This window comes from Dactylosporangium maewongense (assembly GCF_039531485.1).
GTDB lineage: Bacteria > Actinomycetota > Actinomycetes > Mycobacteriales > Micromonosporaceae > Dactylosporangium > Dactylosporangium maewongense.
In genome coordinates this window covers 278,885-300,473 of the sequence record NZ_BAAAQD010000001.1, presented here as the reverse complement: position 1 = coordinate 300,473, position 21,589 = coordinate 278,885, and the positions used below count along the sequence as shown (strand labels likewise).

The following is a 21,589-nucleotide window of genomic DNA, read 5'->3' as shown; positions in this document are numbered from 1 at the left end:
AGGAAGCCGGCGCCGGCTCCCCCGCCGCCCCCTGAAGGTTCAGCGGGGGCGGCGGGCGAGGAGCACGTCGGTCACCGCGGCGGCGAAGGCCAGGGCGATGAAGCCGATCGCGACCGCGAGGGCCATCTCGATCGCCGCGGTCCAGTCGCCGTGCGTGCCGGTGAGGCGGGCGAAGAACACCGCACCGATCGCCGCGATGCCGAACGCCGCGCTGACGCGCTGGGCGGTCTGCACGACCCCGGCGGCGCTGCCGGCGCGGTCGACCGGCACGTCGGCGAGGGTGAGGGTCTGGTTGGGCGTGATGACCAGGCCGCTGCCGACGCCGGCGACCAGCAGCGGCACGGTCAGGGCCCACGGCGAGGCCACGAGGTGCAGCACCGCGGCCGTGCCCACGAGGCCGGTGAGGACCGTGACCAGCCCGGCCACGACCAGCGACCGGCCGAACTGGTTGACGACCCGGCCGCCCGCGAACGCCGCCAGGGCCGAGCCGAGCGCGAACGGGGTGATCGCCAGCCCCGCCTGCAGCGCCGTGAAGTGCTGGCCGCGCTGCAGGTACAGGGTGAGGATGAAGAAGTTCGCGGTGAACCCGGCGAAGTAGAGCAGCATGACGACCGTGCCGAGCGCGTAGGAGCGCCGCCGGAACAGGTGCAGGTCCGCCAGCGGCACTCGCGCGTGGCGCAGCTCCCACCACACGAACCCGCCGAGCGTGAGCGCGCCCGTGCCCAGCAGGTACCACTGCCGCTGCTCGATCAGGGGCAGCAGGATCTGCACGACGGCGCCGCCGAGCAGCAGCACGCCGACCGGGTCCAGGCTCTCCCGTCGCCTGCGCTCCTCGGGGCGCCGCGGAATCATCCGCCAGCCGAGCGCCGCGGCGGCGAGCCCGACGGGCACGTTGATGTAGAACACCCAGCGCCAGCCGTCGGCCGTGCCGGCGAACTGGATGATCACCCCGCCGAGCAGCGGCCCCACCGCGGTGGCGATGCCGATCGTGGCGCCGAGCAGGCCGAACGGCCGGGCCCGCTCGGGCGGCGGGTACAGGCGCTGGATGAGGCCGGTCACCTGCGGGTTCACCACGCCGGCGAAGGCGCCCTGGATGAGCCGGGCGACGACCAGCCACGCCTCGCTCTGCGCCGCCCCGGCCGCGGCGCTGGACGCCGTGAACCCGAGCAGCCCGGCCACGAACACCGGCCGGATCCCGCGCGCGTCACCGACCCGCCCGGCGGGCACCAGCAGCAGCCCGAACGTCAGCGCGTAACCGGACAGGACCCACTGCAGCCCGCTGGCGCTCATGTGCAGGCTGGCCTGCATGGAGGGGATGGCGACGTTGACGATGCTGACGTCGAGCAGCGTCATGAACGCCGCCACGAGGGCGATCGCGAGCGCCCGTCCCCTCCACATCGGCGCCGGACCTACCCGCCCGGCGGCCGTTCATGCCGCCGGGTGGCCGGCACGGGGGTGCGCGGCAGGCTCAGAAGTCCACCACGGTGCGCGACGCCAGGCGGGGGCGCAGCCAGGCGCCGACCTCCTGGTGCGCCTCGTGCGACTGGTAGCCGCGCAGGCCTTCGACGTCGTCGTGGGTGGTGATCAGGCACAGGTCGGCGGAGACGTCGCTGCGCACGGTGTCCAGGCCGACGACCATCGAGCGGATCTGCGGCACCACGCCCACGAGGCCCTGCAGGAGCTCCTTGGCGCTCGGCGCGTCGGCGGGATCCAGGAACTTCATGACGACGACATGGGTCAGCACCAGAATCGACCTCTCTTTCAGTGGACGCGCGGCGAGTGTATGTTCGGGAAACACTGTTCCGCTAGAGGAACCAGGAGGCCCTCGTGAGGGTTGCCGCTGTCCAGTTCGCCGTCGGTCAGGACGTGTCCGCGAACCTCGCGAACTGTCTGCGGATGATCGACCAGGCCGTCGCCGAGGGCGCGGACCTGGTGGTCCTGCCGGAATTCTGCAACCACCTGTCGTGGTACGACGACCGCGACCACGCCCGCCGCATGGCCTGCCGCCTCGGCGACCCGTTCCTGACCGCCGTCGCGGACCGGGCCGCGCAGCACCGCGTCCACGTGAAGATCAACGTTACGCTCGCCCGCGACGACGGGCGGACCACGGGCACGAACCTGCTCTTCGGTCCCGGCGGCGAGCTGCTCGGGCAGAGCGACAAGCAGACCCTGATGGGCAGCGAGAACGACCACCTGCACCGGGGCAGCGAGAACGGCCCGATCGTCGCCACCGCCTTCGGTACCGTCGGAATGTATGCCTGCATGGAGGGCGTCGCACCCGAGGTGGCCCGCGGTCTCGCGCTGCGCGGGGCGGAGGTGCTGCTCAACAGCCTCAACTCGTTCGCCACCGACGAGGCGAGCCTGCACATCCCGGTGCGGGCGGCGGAGAACCGGGTCTGGGTCGTGGCGGCCAACAAGGTCGGCCCGCTGCTGCCCGCCGACAAGCTGGGCGCCATCAGCGCCGGGCTCAAGGTGCCGCCGGAGTGGCTGCACGGCGCCGGCGAGAGCCAGATCGTGGCCCCGGACGGCACCGTCGTGGCCAAGGGCCCGCGAACCGGCGAGGCGGTCGTGGTCGCCGACATCGACCCGGCTCTGGCCAGGGACAAGCGCCGCCCCGACGGCACCGACCGCTTCACCGCCCGGCGCGGTCCGGTCTACGCACCGATCGGCCACGAGCCGCGGGACCCCGGAAGGCCGCAGGCCGCCGAGTCGCTGCAGGCGGCGGTGGTACGGGCAGCCGACGGCGCCCCCGAGGCCCTGGCCGCCGGCGCCCGCCTCCTGGTGCTCCCGGAGCTGCAGGATCCGTCGGTCGTGCCGGCCCTGCGGGAGCTGCTGCGGGGCACGGACGCGGTCGCGGTCACCAGCGTCCTGGAGGACGGCGCCCACGTCGGCGTCGTGGTCTCCGGCGAGGGGGTCATCGGCCGGCAGCCGCAGCTGCACCCGGTCGCGCGGCTGGCCGGGCAGGTCAGCCGGCACGGCGACGGCGTGGCCACCTTCGACCTGCCGTGGGGGCGCCTCGCCGTCGCCGTCGGCGACGACGCCATCTACCCCGAGGTGTTCCGCCTGGCCGCGATCGCCGGCGCGGACGTGGTGGCGGTGCCGTTCACCCCGGCCGAGGACTGGGAGCTGGCGCTCGGCCTGCCGGAGCGGGCGGCGGAGAACCGGCTCAACATCGTCGCCGCGGCACCCCTGGGCTCGCCGTCGGCGTTCTTCGCGCTCAGCCCCGACTTCACGCTGTGGACCGCGTGGGAAGGGCCGTTCACGGGGCGGATCAGCCACCCGCTCGTCACCCTCGTGGAGGCCGGCACGCCGGTCGCCACGGCGGTCCTCGCGCCCGCGCAGAGCCGCAACAAGCTCGTCTCGCGCGGCACCAACCTCCTCGACGGGCGGCCCTGGCAGCTCGTCGACGCGCTGACCCGTTGACATCCGTTACCCGTAGCGAAACACTGTTTCCATTACGGACCAACGTTGGAGAGTGAGCGCGTGGAGGAAACCGTCCAGCACGTCGAGGAGATGCTCGACGCGTCGCCCATGATCGACGTCCACGACACCTTCGCACAGTTCCAGCAGCTCCTGGCGGATCTCAAGGCCAAGATCGACGCAAGGTTCGACACGACGCGCGACCCGTCGACGGAGATCCTGGAGCAGTACGGGACATATCCGGAGGGTCCGGGCGGCCGGGTGGCCGCCTACAGCGGGCCGGAGGTCGACTGGATGGTGCACTCGTGGCTGGGTGACCCGTCGCGCAGCTTCGTGAACCTGCACCTCACCTGCTGGCTCGGCCCGCAGGTCCGGGTGCCGCACCTCGGCATCGCGCTGCTGTGCTGGCCCGGCGGCTGGTTCTACACCGACTACATCCCGCGGACCGACATCGTCGTCGACGGCGACTACTTCGACCGCTACTACGCGGGCCCCAACGACGCGTGGCTGGAGCACCGGGCGGACGACCAGTTCGCCTGGTTCACCAGCCGGGCCGGCTTCATCCGCGCCTCGCTGTCACCGAACGCGTACGTGTACTCCTTCGAGCGCACCGCGCGGAACCTGCAGGTGGTCAGCGACGTGCTGCACGCCCGGGTCGACCAGTGGCTCACCTGGGTCGACGAGGCTCCCCCCGTGCCGGAGGAGGAGCGCGCCGCGCTGCGCGAGCGGGACCTCGCGACCCGGCGCAACATCGCCGACCGCGACCCGGCCAACGTGATGGGCGTGCGGTACTTCGGCGAGGAGACCACCCAGCGTCTCGTGCGCGCCCTGTGGGGCGGCGACCGCGAACTGCCACGCCCGTGACGACGATCCGCTCCCTCTGGTCCGCCGCGACGATCCCCGGCGCCGAGGACCCCTACGCCACCGCCCATCTGAAGGTGTACTACCCGGCGCTGGTCACCGGGTCGGACACCGAACGGCTCAGCGGCGTCTTCCAGGCCGACCCGGCCGGCGGGCCCTACCCGGTGGTGCTCGTGCTCAGCGGCGTCAACGTCGGCCAGGACGCCTACCGCTGGCTGGCCGCCGAGCTCGCCGCGCAGGGCTTCGCCGCCGTCACCTACGACTGGGTCGGCCCGCTGTTCGCCGGCCAGGTCGGCATCACGCCCGGCGTCGACCTCGCCCTGGCCCGGCCCGGCACCTACGGCGACGGACCCACCTGCCAGGCGATCGCGCCGCTGCTGGAGCGGCTGGCCGCGCTCAACGCCGCCGAGGGGCCGCTGCACGGCGCCCTCGACCTGGACCGGGTCGCGCTGTTCGGGCACTCCGCCGGCGGCACCGTCGCGCTGCAGTCCGGGCGCTTCTTCCCGCAGGTGCGGGCGGTCGCCACGTACGGCGCGCACACCATGGTCTCCACGATGCTCGGCTGGCCCGCCGGCACGATCGCCGAGGCGCTCGTCGAATCCCCGGTCATGCTGCTCGCCGGCACCGAGGACGGCGTCATCGCCGCCTCCTCCGACCGGTACGGCGCCGCCGCGGACAAGCCGCACGACCCGGTGAGCCGCACGTTCGACGAGGCGCTCAAGGACCGCGACGGCGCCCACGTCCTCGCGACCGTGCACGGCGCGAACCACTTCAGCGTCGTCGAGCCGGCCGACCCCACCTCGGCCCGGTCGTTCCTCGACCGTCCGTCCACCGTGGGCGGCGCCACCGCCCGCGGCGCGATCGCCGGGCTGCTCGCGGCGTTCCTCCGCACCCACCTGCGCGACGGCGACCCGGCCGCGCTCGACACGTTCCCCCAGGACCTGGTGTCCGTCCGGCGCCGCTAGGAGCCCAGCATGTTGAAGAACTTCTGGTACGCGGTCGAGTTCGCCGACCGCGTCACCACCAAACCGATGCGCGCCACCTGTCTCGGGCAGGAGCTGGTGCTGTACCGCACGCCGAAGGGCCGCCCGGTCGCGCTGTCGGACCTGTGCGTGCACCGCGGCGCCGCGCTGTCCGGCGGCTGGGTGAAGAACGACTCGATCGTCTGCCCGTACCACGGCTGGGAGTACGAGCCCAGCGGCGCGTGCGTGAAGATCCCGGCGAACCAGCCGGGCCGCGGCATCCCGAAGAAGGCCCGGGTCGACTCGTACCCGGTGGAGGAGCGCTACGGCTTCGTCTGGGTGTTCCTCGGCGACCTTCCCGCCGAGGAGCGCCCACCGATCCCGGTCTGGCCCGAGTTCGACGACCTGGTCACCAACGGCGGGCGCTACAAGGCGGTCACCGGCGAGTACCTGTGGAAGTCCAACTACGAGCGGATCCTGGAGAACGGCTGCGACATCGCGCACACGCCGTTCGTGCACGCCGGCGCCTTCGGCAACCCGGAGCGACCCGACGTCGAGGAGTACGAGCTGGAGATCCCCGACGAGTGGTCGGCGTTCGCCACCGTGCGGCTGCACCCGCCCGCGCCGAAGGGCATCTGGGCGATGGTCGGGCGGCGTGGCAGGAACCTCAAGGAGCGCCCGCCGGTCGCCACCACCGCCGGCTGGATGCTGCCCAACATGATCAAGCTGCACGTCCGGCTCCCGCTGGGCAACCTCATCATCTACGACACCAACATCCCCATCGACGAGACCACGACGCTCGTGAAGTGGGTCGCGCTGCGCGACTTCTTCACCGGCAACTGGGCCGACAAGAACGCCGTCCAGCGCGTCGAGAAGATCTTCGGCCAGGACGCCCCGGTCGTCGACAAGGTCCGCCCGGAGCTGCTGCCGTTCGACCTCGGCGCCGAGCTGCACGTGAAGAGCGACCTGATCGCCGTGCACTACCGGCGGCGCCGGCAGGAGCTCGCCGAGCAGGGCTGGCTGCTGGGCGACGAGGACCGCATCATGGGCGACGTCCCGCGCCGCGAGGCGACGGTCATCGCCTCCCCCGCCCGCCGGGAGAACCCGGAGCTCGCCCGCGCCTGGGTGCACAAGGCGAAGGGCGAACACCCCACGGTCGCCGAGGCGGAGCGTCTCGGGCAGGCCCACCTGGAGGAACAGTGATGTCACTTCCGTTCGCGCTCGCCACCCGGGTCGTCGACGCGCTGCGGGCCCTGCCCGTCGTCGAGGTCGGCTCGCCCTACCGGGAGCTGCGCTCACCCATGTCCCCGGCGCCCGTGGGCACGATGCGGGTGTGGGAGGGTGACGGCGAGGTCAGCCGGGTGGTCTACGTCGGGCTCGTCGTCCCCCCGATCAACCTCGACAGCCACATGGTGTTCGCGTTCACCGCGCCGAAGTCCGGGATCCCGCACTTCACGCTCGACTCCGTCCACGGCGGCGCCTACTACGCCTACCACCTCGACCTCATCCCCCGGGCCGAGCTGTCCTCCCACCTGTCCTACATGGACACCGCGTACCACCCGCTGACCGGCCTGTACGAGGAGGCGTCGCAGCGCGAAGGGCTCAGCCGCGCGCACATCGGCCCGCGCCAGCACGCGCTGATGTCGCCGTGGATGCTGGTGCACCGCGCCGACGAGGCCGCCTTCCGGGGCATGGACGCGATCGTCGACCAGTACGTGTCGCACTGGCTCGGCCTGGTCGAGGCGGGCCTGCCCGCCGACGTGGTCGCGTCGCTGGGCGACACCGACCTCGCCGCCCGCGACGCCGCCGTACGCGCCAACCTGTTCAGCCCCGCCGTCGACCCGGTCTGGGCGCAGGTCTCCCGCCTGCTCGGCGAGCCCGCCTCCGACGAGATCCGCGAGGTGCTGATGGGCGGGCCGATCGCATGACCGCCCCCGCTGAGCCTTCGGAGTGGCAGCAGCGCATCGCCGGTGAGTGGCACGGGCGGCCCAGCCTCTTCGACGCCGACGGCACCTGGCGCGGCTACGAGGACATCCGCCGCTCGTCGGTCTACGAAGACGGCGTCACCACGTACTACATGGACGGCGGCCTCGAGGGCGGCGGCCCGCTCGCGGGGCGGTTCCGGCTCGGCGCGCCGTTCGCGTTCGGCGTCGTCGACTCCGACGCCGACCGGATCTACACCGGGCCCGACTTCTACGGCACCGGCCAGCCGTACGGCACGTTCGTCGACGCCCACTACTACGGCCCCGGCTGGCAGGTCGACCTGAACACGTGGAACCAGGTGCTCGGCGACGACACCCAGGTCTACTCGTCGATGCTGTACCAGGGCCCGGCGGTCGTCGGCTGCTTCAACGGCGTCTACAAGCGCGGCGTCTCCGCGGCCGAGCTGCGGGAGCATCTCGCCGCCGAGACCCGCAACGGCCCCGTGCCGTTCATCCTCCCCACCAAGCAGGCGGGCGTCTACAGTGGACGCTGCGAGCTGTGGGGCGCCGACCAGAAGCTCGCCGGCCCGGTCGACGTGTCGATCGCGCTCGACCCGGTCGACCTGCTCCGCACCCGCCTCACGGTCACCTGGACCGGCGCGCTGGACCGCTCGTACACCGTGGACTGGCGCCGCGACGGCTTCCGGTCCTTCTACGAGGGGCCGCAGGCGTGGGGCAACGCGGTCGCGTTCGGCCGCGCCAACTACCCCACCGTCCACTTCACCGACGTCGTGAAGGTGACCGGCCGCGAGTTCATGCTCGACGCCGCCCCCGGGATGGGCGCCGGCACCTCGCTCGCGGTGGCCTACCGCGTGTACAGCGGCGCCACTCTCACCGGCATCCTACACGGCGAGCTCTCCTGGAGCGCGGCATGACGGTTGTCGTGGTCACCGGCGGCACCCGGGGCATCGGCCTTGGCCTGGTCCGCTCGTTTCTGGCGCGCGACTGCGACGTCGTCTACTGTGGACGGTCGATTCCGACGCAGGACGTCGACCCACGGTCGCTCGGTGTGCTCGCGGACGTGACGGACCGGGCCGCGGTGCAAAACCTGTGGGACGAGGCCGTCGCCAGGTTCGGCAAGGTCGACATCTGGATCAACAACGCCGGTGTGTCCACGTCGCGGAAACCGTTGTGGGACCTGCCACCGGACGAACTCGACACGGTGATCGACGTCAACCTGCGCGGCCTCGCCCATGCCAGTGCCGTCGTCCTGGCCGCGATGCGCGCGCAGGGACACGGCACGCTCTGGAACATGGAGGGCTTCGGCTCCGGCAACCAGAAGGCGCCCGGCCTGGTCGCCTACGGCGCCACGAAACGGGCCGTCACGTACCTCACCGACGCTCTGGCAAAAGACCTCGGCAAGGACTCCCTGGTCAAGGTCGCGCACCTGTCCCCCGGCATGGTCGTCACCGACCTGCTCTCGCGCGACTACACCCCCGAAGAGTTCGCCAAGGCGAAGAAGATCTTCAACATCCTCGCGGACAAGGTCGAGACGGTCACCCCGTGGCTCGCCGACCGCGTCCTCGCCGGGGTCCCCAACGGCGGCCGGGTCGCCTGGCTCACCACCCCCAAGGCGTTCGCCCGCTTCGCCACCGCCGCCTTCCGCAAGCGGGACCTGTTCGCATGAACGACTACCCCGTCATCCTCGCGGTCGAGGACTTCGTGCCGACGCTGCTCGCCATGTACGGGTTCTGGCTGCTGGCCTCGCTGGGCAAGGCCGTCCCGTGGGGGCGGCTCGGCGCGCTGCTCATCGGAGCCGGCGGCATCGCCAAGTCGGTCTGGAAGCTGCTCGTCGCCGCCTTCGGGGTCGACCTGCCCTGGCTGGAGGCCGCGCTCTTCCCCCTCATGTCCGCGGGTGCCGTCCTGCTGATCTGGGCGCTGCTGCCCACCGCGCCATGGTGGCCCTTCGCCGCGGTGTACGCCGCGGTCACGCTCGGCGCCGCGATCGCCGGCACGATGAAGCCCGTGTTCATCCTCGCCACCGCGGGCGTGACCACGATCAGCGTCATCGGCGCGGTGTACGCCGGGCGGCGGCGGGCCAGGCCGGCCATCGCCCTGTACACGCTCGGCATCGTGCTCGTCACGGCCCTCGTGCCGCTGCGCAACCACCCCGACCACGAGACGCTGCGCCTGCAGTGGATCGAGCAGGGCACGAACACGGCCGCGCAGCTGGCCTTCCTCACCGCGGCGTGGCTCACCGTCCGCGCCTACCGACGCTCCCCCTCCGAGGTGCTCGCATGACCGACGCCCTGGGCTGGCGCCGCAAGTTCGGCGTCATCGCCCCCTCCACCAACACGATCGTCGAACCCGACTTCTACGCCATGGGCGTGCCCGGCGTGACCGCCCACTTCTCCCGCATCCACATCCGCAACCAGGACCTGTCCAGCGACGAGGGCTTCGAGAACCTCCTGGTCCAGATCCGCGCCGAGATCGGCCACGCCTGCGAGCGCGTCCTCACCTGCGAGCCCGACTTCATGGTCATGGGCATGTCCGCGGAGACCTTCTGGGGCGGCGTCGAGGGCAACCGCGAGTTCGTCGCCCAGATCAACGGCATCACCGGGCTGAAGGTCGCCACCGGCGCCGAGGCCTGCGAACGCGCCCTGCACCTCTACGGCGCCCGCCGCATCGGGGTCGTCACCCCGTACCAGCCGATCGGCGACGAGAACGTGGTCCGCTTCTTCTCCGAGCTCGGCTTCGACGTCGTGCGCATCAAGGGCCTGCGCTGCCCGACGGCGGTGTCGATCGCCCATGTCACCGAGGACGAGCTGCGCGCCGCGATCCTGGAGGTCGACGGCCCCGACGTCGACGCCATCGTCCAGTGCGGCACCAACCTCTCCATGGTCCGCCTCGCCGACGAGGCCGAGCGCTGGCTGGGCAAGCCGGTCATCGCCATCAACGCCGCCACCTGGTGGATGGCGCTGCGCGACAACGACATCCCGGACAAAATTCACAACGCCGGATCGCTCCTCCGCAATCACTGAAAATCGCGTGCGGGGCCGCGCCCGGCGCCGTAAGGTGCTCTCCTCGTGGCCCCTGTCATCAGCACCGTCGTCGATAAGGTCCTGCCGGCGCGGCTTGGCAGAGGGTTCCGGTGGCTGGTGGCGTCGTCGTGGACCAGCAACCTCGGCGACGGGATCGCGGTCGCGGCCGGGCCGCTGCTCGTCGCGTCGCTGACGGACAACGCGTTCCTGGTGTCGCTGGCCGCGCTGCTGCGGTGGGCGCCGCCGCTCGTGTTCGGGCTCTACGCAGGGGTGCTGTCCGACCGGCTCGACCGGCGCAGGATCGTCATGGCCGCCGACGGGCTGCGGGCCGTCGTGCTGTGCGTGCTGATCGCGCTGCTCGCCGTCGACCGGCTGCCGGTCGCGGCCGCGCTCGCCGCGCTGGGGCTGCTGACGATCGCCGAGGTGTTCGCCGACAACGCGGCCTCGACCCTCTCCCCGATGCTGGTCGGACGGGACGACCTGGTCCTCGCCAACGCCCGGCTGCAGGCGGGGTACCTGACGCTCAACCAGCTCGTCGGGCCGCCGCTCGGCGCGGTGCTCTTCGCCGCGGGGCTGGTGTGGCCGTTCGCCGCGGAGGCCGTGCTGGTCACCGCCGGGGTGCTGCTGGTGTCCCGGCTCGCTCTGCCCGGCACCACCAGGCCGGCCACGGAGGCGCCCGGCAACGTGCGGCACGCCGTCATGGAGGGGCTGCGCTGGACAGTCCGCCACCCGGCAGTGCGGACCCTGTCGCTGACGATCCTGATCTTCAACGTCACGTTCGGCGCCGCCTGGTCCGTCCTGGTGCTGTACGCGCAGCAGCGCCTCGGCCTCGACGCCGTCGGGTTCGGGCTGTTCACCACGGTCGGCGCCGCCGGCGGACTGCTCGGCACGGGCCTCTACGGCCGGCTGACCCGCCACGTGAGCCTCGGCAACGTGATGCGCGCCGGGCTCATCATCGAGACGCTCACCCACCTCGCGCTCGCCGTGACGACGTCGGCGTGGTTCGCGTCGGCCATCATGTTCGTGTTCGGCGCGCACGCGTTCATCTGGGGCACCACGTCGATCACCGTCCGGCAGCGGGCGGTGCCGGAGCACCTGCAGGGCCGCGTCGGCAGCGTCAACACGATCAGCGTCTTCGGCGGTCTCGTCGCCGGTTCGGTGATCGGCGGCCTCCTGGCGACCCACGTCGGCGTGACGGCACCGTTCTGGTTCGCCTTCGCCGGCTCGGCGCTGTTCGTGGTGCTGCTGTGGCGCGAGCTGACCCGCATCGCCCACGCCGACGAGCGGCACGCACCACCCGAACCTGAGATCGCCCACGCTGACGGGCGGCCCGCCCCGGCTGAGGACGAGCAGCCCACCCCACCCGGGGAAGGACGGCGCGCGACCGCCTGAACCGGGCCGGCTACGACCGGTCGTGGACCTCGATGACGGCCGCCGGGCAGCGGTTCGCGGCCTCGTACACCGACTCCTGGTGCTCCTCCGCGGGGTGCTCGGCGAGCAGGACCACGACCCCGTCGTCGTCGCGCTGGTCGAACACCTCGCCGGCCACCAGGACGCACACCCCCGACCCGATGCACTTGTCCGCGTCCACCGACACCCGCATCACAGGCCCTCCTCGGCCGGCTCGACCTTGTCCCACGTCACGGGCAGCGTCTCCGGCCCGTACACCGACGTCTCCACCTTGAAGCGGATGTCCTCGAGCGGCACCGCGAGCCGCAGCGTCGGGATCCGCCGCGGCAGCGTCGCCAGGACCGTGGTCAGCTCCAGGCGGGCGAGCTGCTGGCCGACGCACTGGTGCGGGCCGTGCCCGAAGCCGAGGTGCGGGCCGGTGGCCCGGCCGATGTCCAGCCGGTCGCCGTCGGGGTGCAGCTCCGCGTCCCGGTTCGCCGACTGGATGGCGACGACGACGTAGTCACCGGCCTTGACCGGCTGCCCGGCGATCGACGTGTCCTCGGTGACCTCGCGCAGCAGCCCCGAGCCGACGCCGAGATACCTGACGAGCTCCTCCGCGGCGGCGCCGGCGAGCGACGGATCCTGCCGCAGCCGCTCCAGCTCCGCGGGGTGCTCCAGCAGCGCGAGGACGCCGTGGCTGATCATGCTGGCCGTCGTGTCGTAGCCGGCGATCAGCATCGCCGCGCTCATCATGACCAGCTCCATGTCGGTGAACGGCCGGTCGGTCTGGTCGCTGCGCACGATCATCCGGCTCAGCACGTCCTCGCCGGGGTTCGCCCGGCGGGTCACCACCGTCATGTACAGGTACTCGAACAGCGGCTGCATGGCCGCGGCGACGTCGCCGGCGCTGGACTTGCCGTCGGAGAGCGCCTCCGCGGCGGTCTTGAACAGGTGCCGGTCCTCCTTGGGGACGCTGAGCAGCTCGGCGATCACGGCGGTCGTCACCGGCCGGGCGAAGTCCGCGTACAGGTCGACCGGCGACGGTGCCGAGGCCAGCGCGTCGAGGCGCTCGTCGACGATCTGCCGGACCAGCGGGCGCAGCTGGTTGATCCGCTTCATGTTGGAGACCTCGGGCGCCATGTGCCGGCGGAAGCGCAGGTGCTCCGCGCCGTCCATGCGCGGGAACTCGCCCTCGCCGACCGGGGTGTCGCCGCCGTAGCCCAGCAGGATGTGCGCGGCGACGCCGGACCGGTTGCTGAAGCGCTGCGGGTCGCCGAGGACCTCCCGCACGTCGGCGTAGCGGCTCACCAGCCACGCCTGCACGCCCGTGGGGCACGCGACGCGGACGACCGGGGTGCCTTCGCGGAGGCTCTCGTACTGCGCGGGCGGGTCGAACGGGCAGCCGCTCGCGGGCGGTAACGGCAGCGGCGGCAGCGCCGCGGACGGATCGTGCTGGACAGCTGTCATCGTGACCCCCGAACGGTGCGGCGCCGGCAACGGCATCCATCTTGGTCGAAGCATCGAGGAAACACCACCCTGTGATCCGGCGGCGGGCGGGATTGATACCCTCGGCCGCATTCCGACGGGGACTGGGGGGACCGGATGGCGGGACAGGACAGCTACGTCGACCCGGCCGAGATGACCGCGTTCGTGGGCAGGACGCACGGCGTCGCGGACCGGTTCGAGACGATGCGCGCCAGCGGCGCCGGCACCGAGGTCGGCCGGATGTCGTTCGGGCTGCTGCCGGCGTCGTTCCAGCTGTGGGACATCTACCAGCAGGTCGCCGAGGCGTGCCGGACCGGCCTGTCCGACGGTTACGAGGCGTTCGAGGAGATCGCCGGCGGCGTCGCCGACGAGCGCGACGCGTACGAGGCCAACGAGGTGGCGAACCTGGACCTCTTCAAGCCGCGGGAGGCCTGATGAGCGCCGTCGCGCTGGAGCGCAACAAGACCTACTTCGAGCAGCTCGTCGCCTGGTGCCCCGAGCCGTTCAAGGGCCTGACGCAGGCGGTGCTGTGGCCGTTCGAGCAGCTGCTGGAGCTGGTCGCCGGCGAGCCCGACGACCTGATGGCGGCGGCCCGGCAGGCGGCGACGACCGGCGACCAGGTCCGCGACGCCGCCGAGCAGCACCGGCAGAACGTGGCGCTGCTGAAGCCGCACTGGCGCGGGCCGGCCAGCGACTCCTTCGGCACCGCGATGGACGACTTCATCGACGCGGTCAAGGATCTCGCCGACGGCTTCGACCAGATGGCGCAGATCCTCGTCGAGGCGGCGAACGCGAGCGTCGAGGCGTTCAACCTCCTGTGCGAGATCATCTTCGAGTTCATCCTGTGGTACCTCGCCGAGCTCATCATCGCCGCGGTCGCGGCCGCCGTGTCGTTCGGCGCGAGCGCCGTCGCGTTCGCGGTGCGGGCCATCGCCCGGCTCGCCGCGACCCTCGGCCGCATGTGGAAGGTGATCGGCCGCTTCGCCGTCGTCCTCGGCCGTCTCGCCACCCGCATCGGCAAGGTGGCGGAGCTGCTGATGAAGTACGCGGCGAAGATGAAGAAGCTGTTCGCCATGAAGCGGCAGTTCTCCCCGTGGAAGAAGGCGCTGTACTCCAGAGCCGGCCTGAACTTCCAGGTGGAGAAGTTCCTCGTGTCGCTGCCAGGGAAGCTGGCGATCAACGCGGCGTCGCCGATCAACATCCCGGGGCTCGGCGGCACGGTGCTCGACGGCGTCGTCGGGTACAACGACCTGCAGGACGGCAAGAAGGACCGCAACTACGTGCACGACGGCACGTACAAGGACGTGACCGGCCGATACGTGAAGCCGGTCCAGGACCTGATCGATCTGGTGGGCATATGACCGAGTACCCGTCCCTCGACCGGCTGGAGGCCCTCGTGCAGGGCCTGGACGCGATGAGCCGGGACCTCGGCGACCGCCTCGGCGCGCTCGCCGGCCAGACCGCGGAAGGGGTCAGCGACTCCGGCCTGGTCCTCGTGAAGGCCACCACCGACGGGGCCGTCACCGACATCCAGCTCGACCCGCGGGCGATGCGCTTCGGCTCGCAGGACCTCGCGGCCGACGTCCTGCAGGCCGTCAAGCGCGCCCAGGACAACGCCGCCGAGCTGTCGAAGGAAGCGGTGAAGGCGCTGCTCGACCCGGTCTCCCGCGCGGGTGACCAGCGGCGGTACCAGGATGAACACTGACCCGTCGCCCGCCGAGGCCTACGCCGAGGCGCTCGCCGAGCTGGCGCCCGGGGAGCGGGTGCTCGCCGCGGTCGTGGCGAAGGCGCCGCTGGGGCTCGGCCCGCCGCTGCCACCGGACGGCGACGACAGTCCGGTGACGGCGGGGTCCGCCGCGGGCGCCGTCGCCGGCGCGATCCTGTCCCCGCCGAAGCCGGGCCAGGGGTTCTTCTGGTGGCTGGTGTTCGGCCGGTCCGCGGCCGGGGCGGCGACGTCCACCGCCGCCGCCTGCCACGCGGCGACCCTGGGCACCGGCGGCCCGCTGCTGCTGGTGGTCACCGACGCCCGCCTGCGCCTGTACGAGCCGCTCGACCAGGCCCACTTCATCGACGAGCCGAAGTACCACACCAGGCCGGCCACCGAGCGGCTGCGCCCGGTGTGGGACGTGCCGCGCGCCGGAGTGCGGTCCGCCCGGGTCGGTTGGCACCGCCTGAACCCGTCCCGGCTGACGGTCGAGTTCACCGACGGCTCGTGGGCGTCGTTCGCCGGCCTGCTCACCATGGGCCGCCGCAAGGCCGCCCCCGTCGTGGCCGCCCTCACCCGCTGACGGCGCGCCCTCAACCGCCGAACGGCTGCGCCCAGCTGCTCGTGGCCGCCCTCAACCACTGACGGCCGCGCAGCTGCTCGTGGCGGCACTCACCCGCTGACGGCCGCCACCAGCAGCCGGGCCGCGGCGGTGGCGCCGTCGGTGGTGACGTCCCAGGCGGTCGCGCCCGCCGTGGCCTCGACGCCGGGCAGGAGCGCCTCGTGCAGCGCCGCGTTCAGGGTGCCCGCGTGCAGGCCGGCGAGCGACGCCGAGGTCCCGACGCCGAGCGCGACCACCCGGGAGGCCCAGTAGAACTGGTCGCTGAACATCGGCACCACCACCTGCGGCACCCCTGCGCGGGCGGCGGCGACGGTGGTGCCCGCCCCGCCGTGGTGCACGGCCACCGCCACCCGCGCGAACAGCGCCTGCTGGTTGACGTCGCCGACGCTGACGCAGTCCGGCCCGTCGTCGACGGGGGCGAGGTCCGCCCAGCCCCGCGCGAGCACGACCCGCCGGCCGTTGGCCCGCGCCGCCTCGACCACGGCACGGCTGGTGTCGGGCGGCAGCGGCATGCTACCGAAGCCCACGTACACCGGCGGGTCGCCGGCGTCGAGAAACGCCGCGAGCTCCGCCGGCAGCGGCGCCGGGTCCCGCAGCAGCCACGCCCCGGTCTGCACGACGTCCAGACCGGCGGGCGCCGGGCCGAGGGTGGCGTCGGCGGCGAGCCACGGCCGGTCGGTCACGTTGTGCCGCAGGACGTCGCCGATCTCCGCGAGCCCGAGCCGGGCCCGGTTGTGGTTGACCCGTTCCAGGGCCCGGGCGTTCCAGGCGGCCGTGGTGGCGGCCCACCGGCGCTCGTTGTCCCCGGGCCGCCCCGGCTCCCACGTCTCACCCGGCGAGGGTGGCGGCGCGAGCTCCGGTGAGGGCAGTGCCACCGGCGCGTAGACGGCGGTCACGTACGGCAGGCCGGCGCGTTCGGCGACGGAGCGGGCCGCGTACTGGTGCGCGTTGGCACCGAGGACGGCGTCGCAGCCCTTGACGGCGGCGGCGAGCGTGTCGAACTGGTCGGTGATCAGGTCCGGCACCGGCGCGGGCGGCTGCCCCGGCGCGGGCCTGCGCATCTCCACGCCCATCGGCACCGCGTCGAACCCGTGACCCGCGACCCACTCCACGAAGTTGGGCGGCACGCACAGGCGGGCGTCGTGCCCGAGCCGGCGGACCTCGAGGGCCAGGGCCAGCACCGGTTGCACGTCGCCGCGCGTCCCTGCCGACGACACCAGCACACGCATGGTCTTCTCCTTCTCCCGTGGCCGCGCGCCGTCCGGCGCCGCGGCCACGAATTCTGCGGCAGCACCCGGGTCTTGCCGCAAGACCCCGTGCGTGTTCTACGTTCCAATGGGGAGGAGACACCCGTGGTGTCATCCTCCGGCAATGGCGTTTCTTCGGCCCGCCCGGGCAGTAGAGCCGCATGCCGCCCATATGGCTGACACGGCTGGGACGGTCCGGCTGGCTGGTCACCGGCGCCGTCGTGGGCGCCGCCGCCCTGATCGTCGGCGTCGGCGTCATCCTTGCGGTCCTCGCACCGGTCCTCATCACCGTGACCATCGCCGCGGCCCTGCAACCGCTCATCGCCCGGCTCCGCAGCCGCGGGGTCCCGGCGACCGCCGCCGCGCTCACCGGTGCGCTGCTGGTGCCGGCGCTGCTCGTGCTCTTCGGTGCCCTGATGTGGCGCACGATCGCCAACGCCGGCGAGGGCTGGGCCGAGGTCGCCGACAGCGCCGGCGCCCACCTGCGCTCGGCGCTCGGCAGCGATCCCCTCGACGCGCTGCTGCGCTCCAAGCAGTGGCGCGAGGCGCTGCTCGGCGCGGGTTCGGCGCTGCTCAACACGGCCGCGCTGCTCGCCCAGGCCGCGGTCGGCGTGCTGCTGGGCGCGTTCCTGCTGTACTACACGTTCAAGGACGGTCCGGCGCTCGTCGACCACCTCGACCGCACGCTGCCGCTGCGGCCCGGCCTGACCCGCCAGATGCTGGACAGCGCCGCGCTGCGGCTGCGCCAGTACGTCCTCGGCACCACCGTCGTCGCGGCCATGGACGCGGCCGTCATCACCCTCGGCGCGGTCGCGCTCGGCCTGCCCCTCATCGGGATGATCGCGCTGGTCACGTTCGTCGCCGCGTACGTGCCCTATCTCGGCGCGTGGGTGTCGGCGGTGTTCGCGGTCGTCGTCGCCCTCGGCGCCGGCGGCGTGCAGGCGGCCGCGTGGATGCTGGTGATCGTGCTGGTGACACAGAACGTCCTGGAGGGTGTGCTGCGCCCGTACGTCTTCGGCCGCGCCCTCGACCTGCACCCGGTCGTGATCCTGGCGGTCACGGTCCTCGGCGGCGCGCTCGCCGGGCTCGTCGGCGTGCTGCTCGCCCCGCCCGTGGCCGCCATCGCCGTCTCCTGGCGGGCGATGCTGCGCCCGCCCCCGGACGCCCACGTGGAGGCCCGACCACCGTGACCACCGCCCGCCGGGCCCACGAACGGTCGCCGGAGGCACTACGCTCGCCGGCATCGGCTGAGTGCTGAGTGCCACGGCGGGGAGGCGCGTTGCGACGAGGGTCGGTCTCCGCGGCGCTCCTGATGGCGCTGGTGGTCGGTGCCGCCTGCGGCATCGGCGAGGCGCTGCAGGATCCGGGGGATCCGGTCGACATGACCGCCGAGACCATCGCCGGCACCTGGCACGCGGGCACCGACCGGTTCATCACGTTCGGCGCGGACGGCACATTCACCGCACTGAACCTGCCGCCGGGCCTGTTCCACAGGTCCCCGTCCGGCGCGGCCGCCGAGCCGATCGACGCGTCCGGCCGGTACGTCCTCGCCTACCAGCCGGCGGCGACGGCGGGGCCGCACGCCTCCGTCAGGCTGATCATCGAGGAACGCACCGGGGCGGACCTCGGCGTCGGCGGTGCCGAGCTGAGCGCGCTGCGACCCGGCGACGGCCAGGTCTACCTGGTCTTCTTCTACGTCGGCGACCAGGGCAACATGACGACCGGCTACCTGCGGTGCGCCGACGCCTGCCCGCCACCCGCGAGCGCGGGTCTCGGCCCCGCTCCGCGGCCCAGCTGACCCTCAGGACAGCTTCAGCGCCTCCGCCTGGGCCATGACGGCGCGGCGGCTGGTGCGGCCGACGCGGCGCCCTCGATCTGGCGTTCGATGAGAAAGCGTTGCACTGTGTGCTCCTTGGCTGGTGCTCCGGCGGGGCGCCGGGGCGATGCGTCAAGCCTCGCCGGCGGCGGCCCCTCGGACATCGGGAGCACCTACCTATTCGAGGACGATCCTGCGGCGGGCCCGTCTGGGGAGCACGACGAGCGCGCCCACCCCGGTAAGCAGCAGCGCCGTGCCCCACAGCAGGATCACCGGCAGGATCCCGCCGTCGCCGGTCTTCGGCAGCGCCTCCCCGGTGACCTCCGACGGGGTCGCCGGCGTCGACTTCACGGTGAACCTCGCGACGATCGTGGTGTCCGCCGGCGACGTCACCGGGTCGCTGCCCTTGTTGCACTCCGTGTCGACCTGCGGGTGGTCGAACAGGATGTCCGCGACCGTGAGGGTGACGACGCCGGGCGTACTGGCGACGAACTGCCCCGTGAGGGTGGCGCCGGGCACGGTCGCCTGCGCCGCGATCGAGCCGTAGGCCGGGCCGGTGAGCTTCACCGTGCCGGACTGGGCGCCGCTGAGCTTCACGGTGGCGGTCGGTTTGAGGTCACCGGCGGCGATCGGCGCCGGGCCGTTCTTGCCGCCGTTGTCGAAGGTGTACGTGACGGTGACGTTGGCGCCGTAGCCCGGGTTCGCCGGTGACATGGTGAGCGTGTGGGTGGCGGTCCAGTCGCGGATCGTGCTGAGCGTCTTGCACTTCATCGTCACCGACGCGGGCCCGAACGTCTCCGCGGGGGTGGCCGCCTCCGTGCTCGACGTCGACGCGCTCGGGCTCGCGGAGGCCGAAGCGGACGCCGAGGCGGAGGGTGACGCGGAGGCGGAGGGTGACGCCGAAGCCGACGGCGACGCCGAGCCGGACGGGCCGGGGGTGACGACGGCGGACGCGGTGACCGGCGTGTCGACCGGCGCCGCCTTGTGGTCGCGGTCGCCGCTCGCCGAGCAGTACGTGGTCGCGGTGGTGTTGGCGAACGCGACCTGCCGCACCACCAGCGTCACCGTGCCGGCCGCCGCCGCCGTGTACGTGCCGGTGGCGCTGATCGGGCCGAGCGGCACCCCGGCCGCCTTCGCCGCCGCCGGGTAGGCGGCCTGGTCGAGGGTGACGGTCCCGGTCTGCGCGCCGCCGAGGGCGACGGTGACCCGCACGGGCACGTCGCCGGCGTTGAGCGGCACCGGGCCGTTGGTCACGCCGGCGACCGCGGCGAGGGTCACCGTCACGGTCTGGCCGGCCGCCGGGCTCGCCGGGGACTGGCTGAGCGTGAACGTGTCCGCCCACGTGGTCGGCGACGTGCCGGTCCCGGCGTCGCTGAAGTACAGCCGGCACCCCAGCGACGCGTCCACCGGCGCCGCGGCGGCCGTCCCGGTGACGACGGCGAGGCCGGCGCCCGCCACGGCGAGTGCCGCGGCGGCCATCGCGATGCGGCGCATGTCGCTCACACCCCTTCCGCGGTGTGCGCGCGACGCCGGCGGGCCGGGAGCACGACGAGGAGCCCGACGCCGAGCGTGAGCAGCGCCGACCCGGCCAGGACGACGACGAACGGCTCGTCGCCGGGGCCGGTCTTCGGCAGTGCCGTCGCCTCGGTCGTGGCCGCGGCGGCGGCCTGGGTGGTCGGCTGGGCGGCGGCGCCGAACGTCAGCTTCACCGAGGCCTTGTTGGCGGCGATCTCGCCCGCGTTGCCGCCGGACGGCAGGATCTGCGCGGCGATCACGCAGGTGCGCTTGGTGCAGTCGAACGTGCCGAACTTCTGCGCCAGCTTCAGCGTGACCGTGGGGATCTTGCCGGACGCGTCGGCGTTGACGAACTGGGAGCCGCCCGCGAGGTTGCAGTCGGTGGGGCCCTTCACCTCCTCGATGCACTGCCCGACGGCGATCTGCTTGAGGTTGGCGGTGAAGCCGCTGCCGCCGACGGTCACCGACACCCCGTCGGTCAGGCCGGTGGTCTTGCTGACGGTGAGCGTCGGCGCGGCCCACGCGGGCGCCGCGCCGAGCGGGACGACAGCGGCGAGCGCCGCGGTGACCAGCACCGCCAGGGATGCGATCCGTCGTTGCATCGAAGGTCTCCTCAGTGGGTTGCGCCGGACCGGTTGACGGCCGCGAGGTCGGTGCCGAGGTAGGAGCGCACGACGGCGGGGTGCGCGCGGACGTCGTCCGGGGTGCCGTCGGCGATGATCCGGCCGCCCTCCATCGCCACCATCCGGGTGGCGAGGCGGGACAGCAGGGGCAGGTCGTGCTCGATGACGAGCAGCGTGGTGCCGAGCTCGCGGTGCACGCGCAGCAGCAGGTCGCCGAGCGCCGCGCCGTCGGCCTGGGAGACGCCCGAGGACGGCTCGTCGAGCAGCAGCAACGCCGGTTCGAGCGCGAGCAGGCAGGTGATCTCGACCATCCGGCGGGTGCCGGTCGACAGGTTCCCGACCAGCGAACCGGCCACCGTGGACAGTCCCATGAGGTCGACCAGCTCGGCGGCCCGCGCGGCCTTGCGCCGCTCGGCGACCGGACCGCCGAGCGCGGAGGTGAGCAGGTGGCTCGGCGCGGTCCGCTCCCCCGCCGTCATCACGGTCTCCAGGACGGTCATCGTGCTGAAGAGCCGGGCGTCCTGGAACGACCGGACGAGGCCGAGCTTCGCGCGGTGCTCGGGGGTGGCGCGGGTGACGTCGCCGCCCGCGAAGGTCACGCTGCCGGCGTCGGGCCGGACGAACCCGGCGAGGATCTCGAACAGCGTGGTCTTGCCGGCGCCGTTGGGCCCGATGATGCCGAGGACCTCCCCGTCGGCGACGTCCAGGTGTACGCCGTTGACCGCCGTCACCCCGCCGAACGCCTTCGTGACGCCCCGCACCACGAGCAGCCGCTCCCCGTCCACCGGTGTGCGCAACGGCACGGTGCGCGCCGGCAGCGCCGGGCCGGCGACCTGCTCCGGCTTCGCCGCGGGTTTCGCGGGCTCGGACCACCGTGCGGCAAGCCGGTCGCGGGCCCGTACCAGCAGACCTCCGAGACCTTGTGGCAGCAGCACGACGACGAGCAGCCACGCGAGGGTGAGCGCCGCCTGCCCGGGG

24 protein-coding genes and 1 pseudogene are annotated in these 21,589 nt (G+C 73.0%); 16 read left to right on the top strand and 9 right to left on the bottom strand.

Annotated features, from left to right (window positions below; all coding sequences use genetic code 11):
* Positions 1 to 39: 39 nt before the first annotated feature.
* Positions 40 to 1,398 (bottom strand): MFS transporter, encoded by a 1,359-nt coding sequence (locus ABD332_RS01360; RefSeq protein ID WP_344498593.1) that lies wholly within the window; start codon positions 1,396 to 1,398, stop codon positions 40 to 42.
* Positions 1,399 to 1,468: 70 nt separating this feature from the next.
* Positions 1,469 to 1,744 (bottom strand): Dabb family protein, encoded by a 276-nt coding sequence (locus tag ABD332_RS01355; protein WP_344498591.1) that lies wholly within the window; start codon positions 1,742 to 1,744, stop codon positions 1,469 to 1,471.
* An 83-nt stretch (positions 1,745 to 1,827) separates the two neighbouring features.
* Between ABD332_RS01355 and ABD332_RS01350 the strand changes: the two genes are divergently transcribed.
* Genes ABD332_RS01350 through ABD332_RS01305 form a run of 10 tightly spaced genes read left to right on the top strand, consistent with a single transcriptional unit; the run spans position 1,828 to position 11,598 of the window.
* Entirely contained in the window at positions 1,828 to 3,423 is a 1,596-nt protein-coding gene (locus tag ABD332_RS01350; RefSeq protein WP_344498588.1) for a nitrilase-related carbon-nitrogen hydrolase, read from the top strand.
* A gap of 60 nt (positions 3,424 to 3,483) precedes the next feature.
* Complete coding sequence (locus ABD332_RS01345) at positions 3,484 to 4,284, top strand: oxidoreductase (RefSeq protein ID WP_344498586.1); 801 nt, start codon at positions 3,484 to 3,486, stop codon at positions 4,282 to 4,284.
* A complete protein-coding gene (locus ABD332_RS01340; RefSeq protein WP_344498584.1) occupies positions 4,281 to 5,246 on the top strand; it encodes an alpha/beta hydrolase family protein in 966 nt (321 codons plus the stop codon). The genes ABD332_RS01345 and ABD332_RS01340 overlap by 4 nt, the downstream gene beginning before the upstream one ends.
* Before the next feature lie 9 nt (positions 5,247 to 5,255).
* Positions 5,256 to 6,446, top strand: coding sequence for an aromatic ring-hydroxylating dioxygenase subunit alpha (locus ABD332_RS01335; RefSeq protein ID WP_344498582.1), 1,191 nt, complete (start codon positions 5,256 to 5,258; stop codon positions 6,444 to 6,446).
* Positions 6,446 to 7,171, top strand: a complete 726-nt coding sequence (locus ABD332_RS01330) for a hypothetical protein (protein ID WP_344498580.1) — start codon at positions 6,446 to 6,448, stop codon at positions 7,169 to 7,171. The genes ABD332_RS01335 and ABD332_RS01330 overlap by 1 nt, the downstream gene beginning before the upstream one ends.
* Entirely contained in the window at positions 7,168 to 8,100 is a 933-nt protein-coding gene (locus ABD332_RS01325) for a hypothetical protein (protein ID WP_344498578.1), read from the top strand. Before ABD332_RS01330 ends, ABD332_RS01325 begins: the two co-directional genes overlap by 4 nt.
* Positions 8,097 to 8,852, top strand: a complete 756-nt coding sequence (locus tag ABD332_RS01320; protein ID WP_344498576.1) for an SDR family oxidoreductase — start codon at positions 8,097 to 8,099, stop codon at positions 8,850 to 8,852. Before ABD332_RS01325 ends, ABD332_RS01320 begins: the two co-directional genes overlap by 4 nt.
* Positions 8,849 to 9,466, top strand: a complete 618-nt coding sequence (locus ABD332_RS01315; RefSeq protein ID WP_344498574.1) for a hypothetical protein — start codon at positions 8,849 to 8,851, stop codon at positions 9,464 to 9,466. The genes ABD332_RS01320 and ABD332_RS01315 overlap by 4 nt, the downstream gene beginning before the upstream one ends.
* Positions 9,463 to 10,206 (top strand): maleate cis-trans isomerase family protein, encoded by a 744-nt coding sequence (locus ABD332_RS01310; protein ID WP_344498572.1) that lies wholly within the window; start codon positions 9,463 to 9,465, stop codon positions 10,204 to 10,206. Before ABD332_RS01315 ends, ABD332_RS01310 begins: the two co-directional genes overlap by 4 nt.
* Positions 10,207 to 10,263: 57 nt before the next feature.
* Positions 10,264 to 11,598: an MFS transporter gene (locus ABD332_RS01305; protein WP_425552128.1), complete on the top strand. Its 1,335-nt coding sequence runs from the start codon at positions 10,264 to 10,266 to the stop codon at positions 11,596 to 11,598.
* Between the two features lie 10 nt (positions 11,599 to 11,608).
* Here ABD332_RS01305 and ABD332_RS01300 read toward each other — a convergent pair whose 3' ends face one another.
* On the bottom strand, positions 11,609 to 11,809 hold the full coding sequence (locus ABD332_RS01300) for a ferredoxin (protein WP_425552102.1): 201 nt from the start codon (positions 11,807 to 11,809) through the stop codon (positions 11,609 to 11,611).
* A complete protein-coding gene (locus ABD332_RS01295; protein ID WP_344498568.1) occupies positions 11,809 to 13,065 on the bottom strand; it encodes a cytochrome P450 in 1,257 nt (418 codons plus the stop codon). The genes ABD332_RS01300 and ABD332_RS01295 overlap by 1 nt, the downstream gene beginning before the upstream one ends.
* A gap of 135 nt (positions 13,066 to 13,200) precedes the next feature.
* Here ABD332_RS01295 and ABD332_RS01290 point away from each other — a divergent pair, with 135 nt between their 5' ends.
* The 4 genes from ABD332_RS01290 to ABD332_RS01275 are packed head-to-tail and all read left to right on the top strand — an operon-like array spanning position 13,201 to position 15,371.
* Positions 13,201 to 13,518, top strand: coding sequence for a hypothetical protein (locus ABD332_RS01290; protein ID WP_344498566.1), 318 nt, complete (start codon positions 13,201 to 13,203; stop codon positions 13,516 to 13,518).
* Positions 13,518 to 14,444, top strand: a complete 927-nt coding sequence (locus ABD332_RS01285) for a WXG100 family type VII secretion target (protein ID WP_344498564.1) — start codon at positions 13,518 to 13,520, stop codon at positions 14,442 to 14,444. Before ABD332_RS01290 ends, ABD332_RS01285 begins: the two co-directional genes overlap by 1 nt.
* A complete protein-coding gene (locus tag ABD332_RS01280) occupies positions 14,441 to 14,788 on the top strand; it encodes a YbaB/EbfC family nucleoid-associated protein (RefSeq protein WP_344498562.1) in 348 nt (115 codons plus the stop codon). Before ABD332_RS01285 ends, ABD332_RS01280 begins: the two co-directional genes overlap by 4 nt.
* Entirely contained in the window at positions 14,778 to 15,371 is a 594-nt protein-coding gene (locus ABD332_RS01275; RefSeq protein WP_344498560.1) for a hypothetical protein, read from the top strand. The genes ABD332_RS01280 and ABD332_RS01275 overlap by 11 nt, the downstream gene beginning before the upstream one ends.
* An 89-nt stretch (positions 15,372 to 15,460) precedes the next feature.
* Here ABD332_RS01275 and ABD332_RS01270 read toward each other — a convergent pair whose 3' ends face one another.
* A complete protein-coding gene (locus tag ABD332_RS01270) occupies positions 15,461 to 16,639 on the bottom strand; it encodes a glycosyltransferase (protein ID WP_344498558.1) in 1,179 nt (392 codons plus the stop codon).
* Positions 16,640 to 16,818: 179 nt separating this feature from the next.
* Here ABD332_RS01270 and ABD332_RS01265 point away from each other — a divergent pair, with 179 nt between their 5' ends.
* Together ABD332_RS01265 and ABD332_RS01260 are read left to right on the top strand one after the other, a co-directional pair.
* Entirely contained in the window at positions 16,819 to 17,847 is a 1,029-nt protein-coding gene (locus ABD332_RS01265; RefSeq protein ID WP_344498556.1) for an AI-2E family transporter, read from the top strand.
* A gap of 89 nt (positions 17,848 to 17,936) precedes the next feature.
* The gene (locus tag ABD332_RS01260; RefSeq protein WP_344498554.1) at positions 17,937 to 18,455 is read left to right on the top strand and encodes a hypothetical protein; all 519 of its coding nucleotides are present in this window, start codon (positions 17,937 to 17,939) and stop codon (positions 18,453 to 18,455) included.
* Positions 18,456 to 18,650: 195 nt separating this feature from the next.
* Here the strand turns inward: ABD332_RS01260 and ABD332_RS01255 are convergent, their stop codons facing one another.
* From ABD332_RS01255 to ABD332_RS59995, 4 genes and pseudogenes are all read right to left on the bottom strand, one after another.
* Entirely contained in the window at positions 18,651 to 19,967 is a 1,317-nt protein-coding gene (locus ABD332_RS01255) for a hypothetical protein (protein ID WP_344498552.1), read from the bottom strand.
* Between the two features lie 5 nt (positions 19,968 to 19,972).
* Positions 19,973 to 20,590: a neocarzinostatin apoprotein domain-containing protein gene (locus ABD332_RS01250; RefSeq protein WP_344498550.1), complete on the bottom strand. Its 618-nt coding sequence runs from the start codon at positions 20,588 to 20,590 to the stop codon at positions 19,973 to 19,975.
* Between the two features lie 11 nt (positions 20,591 to 20,601).
* Positions 20,602 to 20,724, bottom strand: coding sequence for an ABC transporter ATP-binding protein C-terminal domain-containing protein (locus tag ABD332_RS60000; RefSeq protein WP_425552127.1), 123 nt, complete (start codon positions 20,722 to 20,724; stop codon positions 20,602 to 20,604).
* Between the two features lie 147 nt (positions 20,725 to 20,871).
* Positions 20,872 to 21,342: pseudogene (locus tag ABD332_RS59995) on the bottom strand (ATP-binding cassette domain-containing protein); the annotation flags it as partial.
* Positions 21,343 to 21,589: the final 247 nt, after the last annotated feature.

Excerpts from the sequence above, each read along its gene's own strand:
- ABD332_RS01275 (WP_344498560.1), top strand. The coding sequence starts at position 14,778 with ATGAACACTGACCCGTCGCCCGCCGAGGCCTACGCCGAGGCGCTCGCC.
- ABD332_RS01255 (WP_344498552.1), bottom strand. The coding sequence starts at position 19,967 with ATGCGCCGCATCGCGATGGCCGCCGCGGCACTCGCCGTGGCGGGCGCC.
- ABD332_RS01360 (WP_344498593.1), bottom strand. The coding sequence starts at position 1,398 with ATGTGGAGGGGACGGGCGCTCGCGATCGCCCTCGTGGCGGCGTTCATG.
- ABD332_RS01290 (WP_344498566.1), top strand. The coding sequence starts at position 13,201 with ATGGCGGGACAGGACAGCTACGTCGACCCGGCCGAGATGACCGCGTTC.
- ABD332_RS01315 (WP_344498574.1), top strand. The coding sequence starts at position 8,849 with ATGAACGACTACCCCGTCATCCTCGCGGTCGAGGACTTCGTGCCGACG.
- ABD332_RS01335 (WP_344498582.1), top strand. The coding sequence starts at position 5,256 with ATGTTGAAGAACTTCTGGTACGCGGTCGAGTTCGCCGACCGCGTCACC.
- ABD332_RS60000 (WP_425552127.1), bottom strand. The coding sequence starts at position 20,724 with ATGGAGGGCGGCCGGATCATCGCCGACGGCACCCCGGACGACGTCCGC.
- ABD332_RS01295 (WP_344498568.1), bottom strand. The coding sequence starts at position 13,065 with ATGACAGCTGTCCAGCACGATCCGTCCGCGGCGCTGCCGCCGCTGCCG.
- ABD332_RS01280 (WP_344498562.1), top strand. The coding sequence starts at position 14,441 with ATGACCGAGTACCCGTCCCTCGACCGGCTGGAGGCCCTCGTGCAGGGC.
- ABD332_RS01270 (WP_344498558.1), bottom strand. The coding sequence starts at position 16,639 with ATGCGTGTGCTGGTGTCGTCGGCAGGGACGCGCGGCGACGTGCAACCG.
- ABD332_RS01310 (WP_344498572.1), top strand. The coding sequence starts at position 9,463 with ATGACCGACGCCCTGGGCTGGCGCCGCAAGTTCGGCGTCATCGCCCCC.
- ABD332_RS01250 (WP_344498550.1), bottom strand. The coding sequence starts at position 20,590 with ATGCAACGACGGATCGCATCCCTGGCGGTGCTGGTCACCGCGGCGCTC.
- ABD332_RS01285 (WP_344498564.1), top strand. The coding sequence starts at position 13,518 with ATGAGCGCCGTCGCGCTGGAGCGCAACAAGACCTACTTCGAGCAGCTC.
- ABD332_RS01330 (WP_344498580.1), top strand. The coding sequence starts at position 6,446 with ATGTCACTTCCGTTCGCGCTCGCCACCCGGGTCGTCGACGCGCTGCGG.
- ABD332_RS01320 (WP_344498576.1), top strand. The coding sequence starts at position 8,097 with ATGACGGTTGTCGTGGTCACCGGCGGCACCCGGGGCATCGGCCTTGGC.
- ABD332_RS01325 (WP_344498578.1), top strand. The coding sequence starts at position 7,168 with ATGACCGCCCCCGCTGAGCCTTCGGAGTGGCAGCAGCGCATCGCCGGT.
- ABD332_RS01265 (WP_344498556.1), top strand. The coding sequence starts at position 16,819 with ATGCCGCCCATATGGCTGACACGGCTGGGACGGTCCGGCTGGCTGGTC.
- ABD332_RS01300 (WP_425552102.1), bottom strand. The coding sequence starts at position 11,809 with ATGCGGGTGTCGGTGGACGCGGACAAGTGCATCGGGTCGGGGGTGTGC.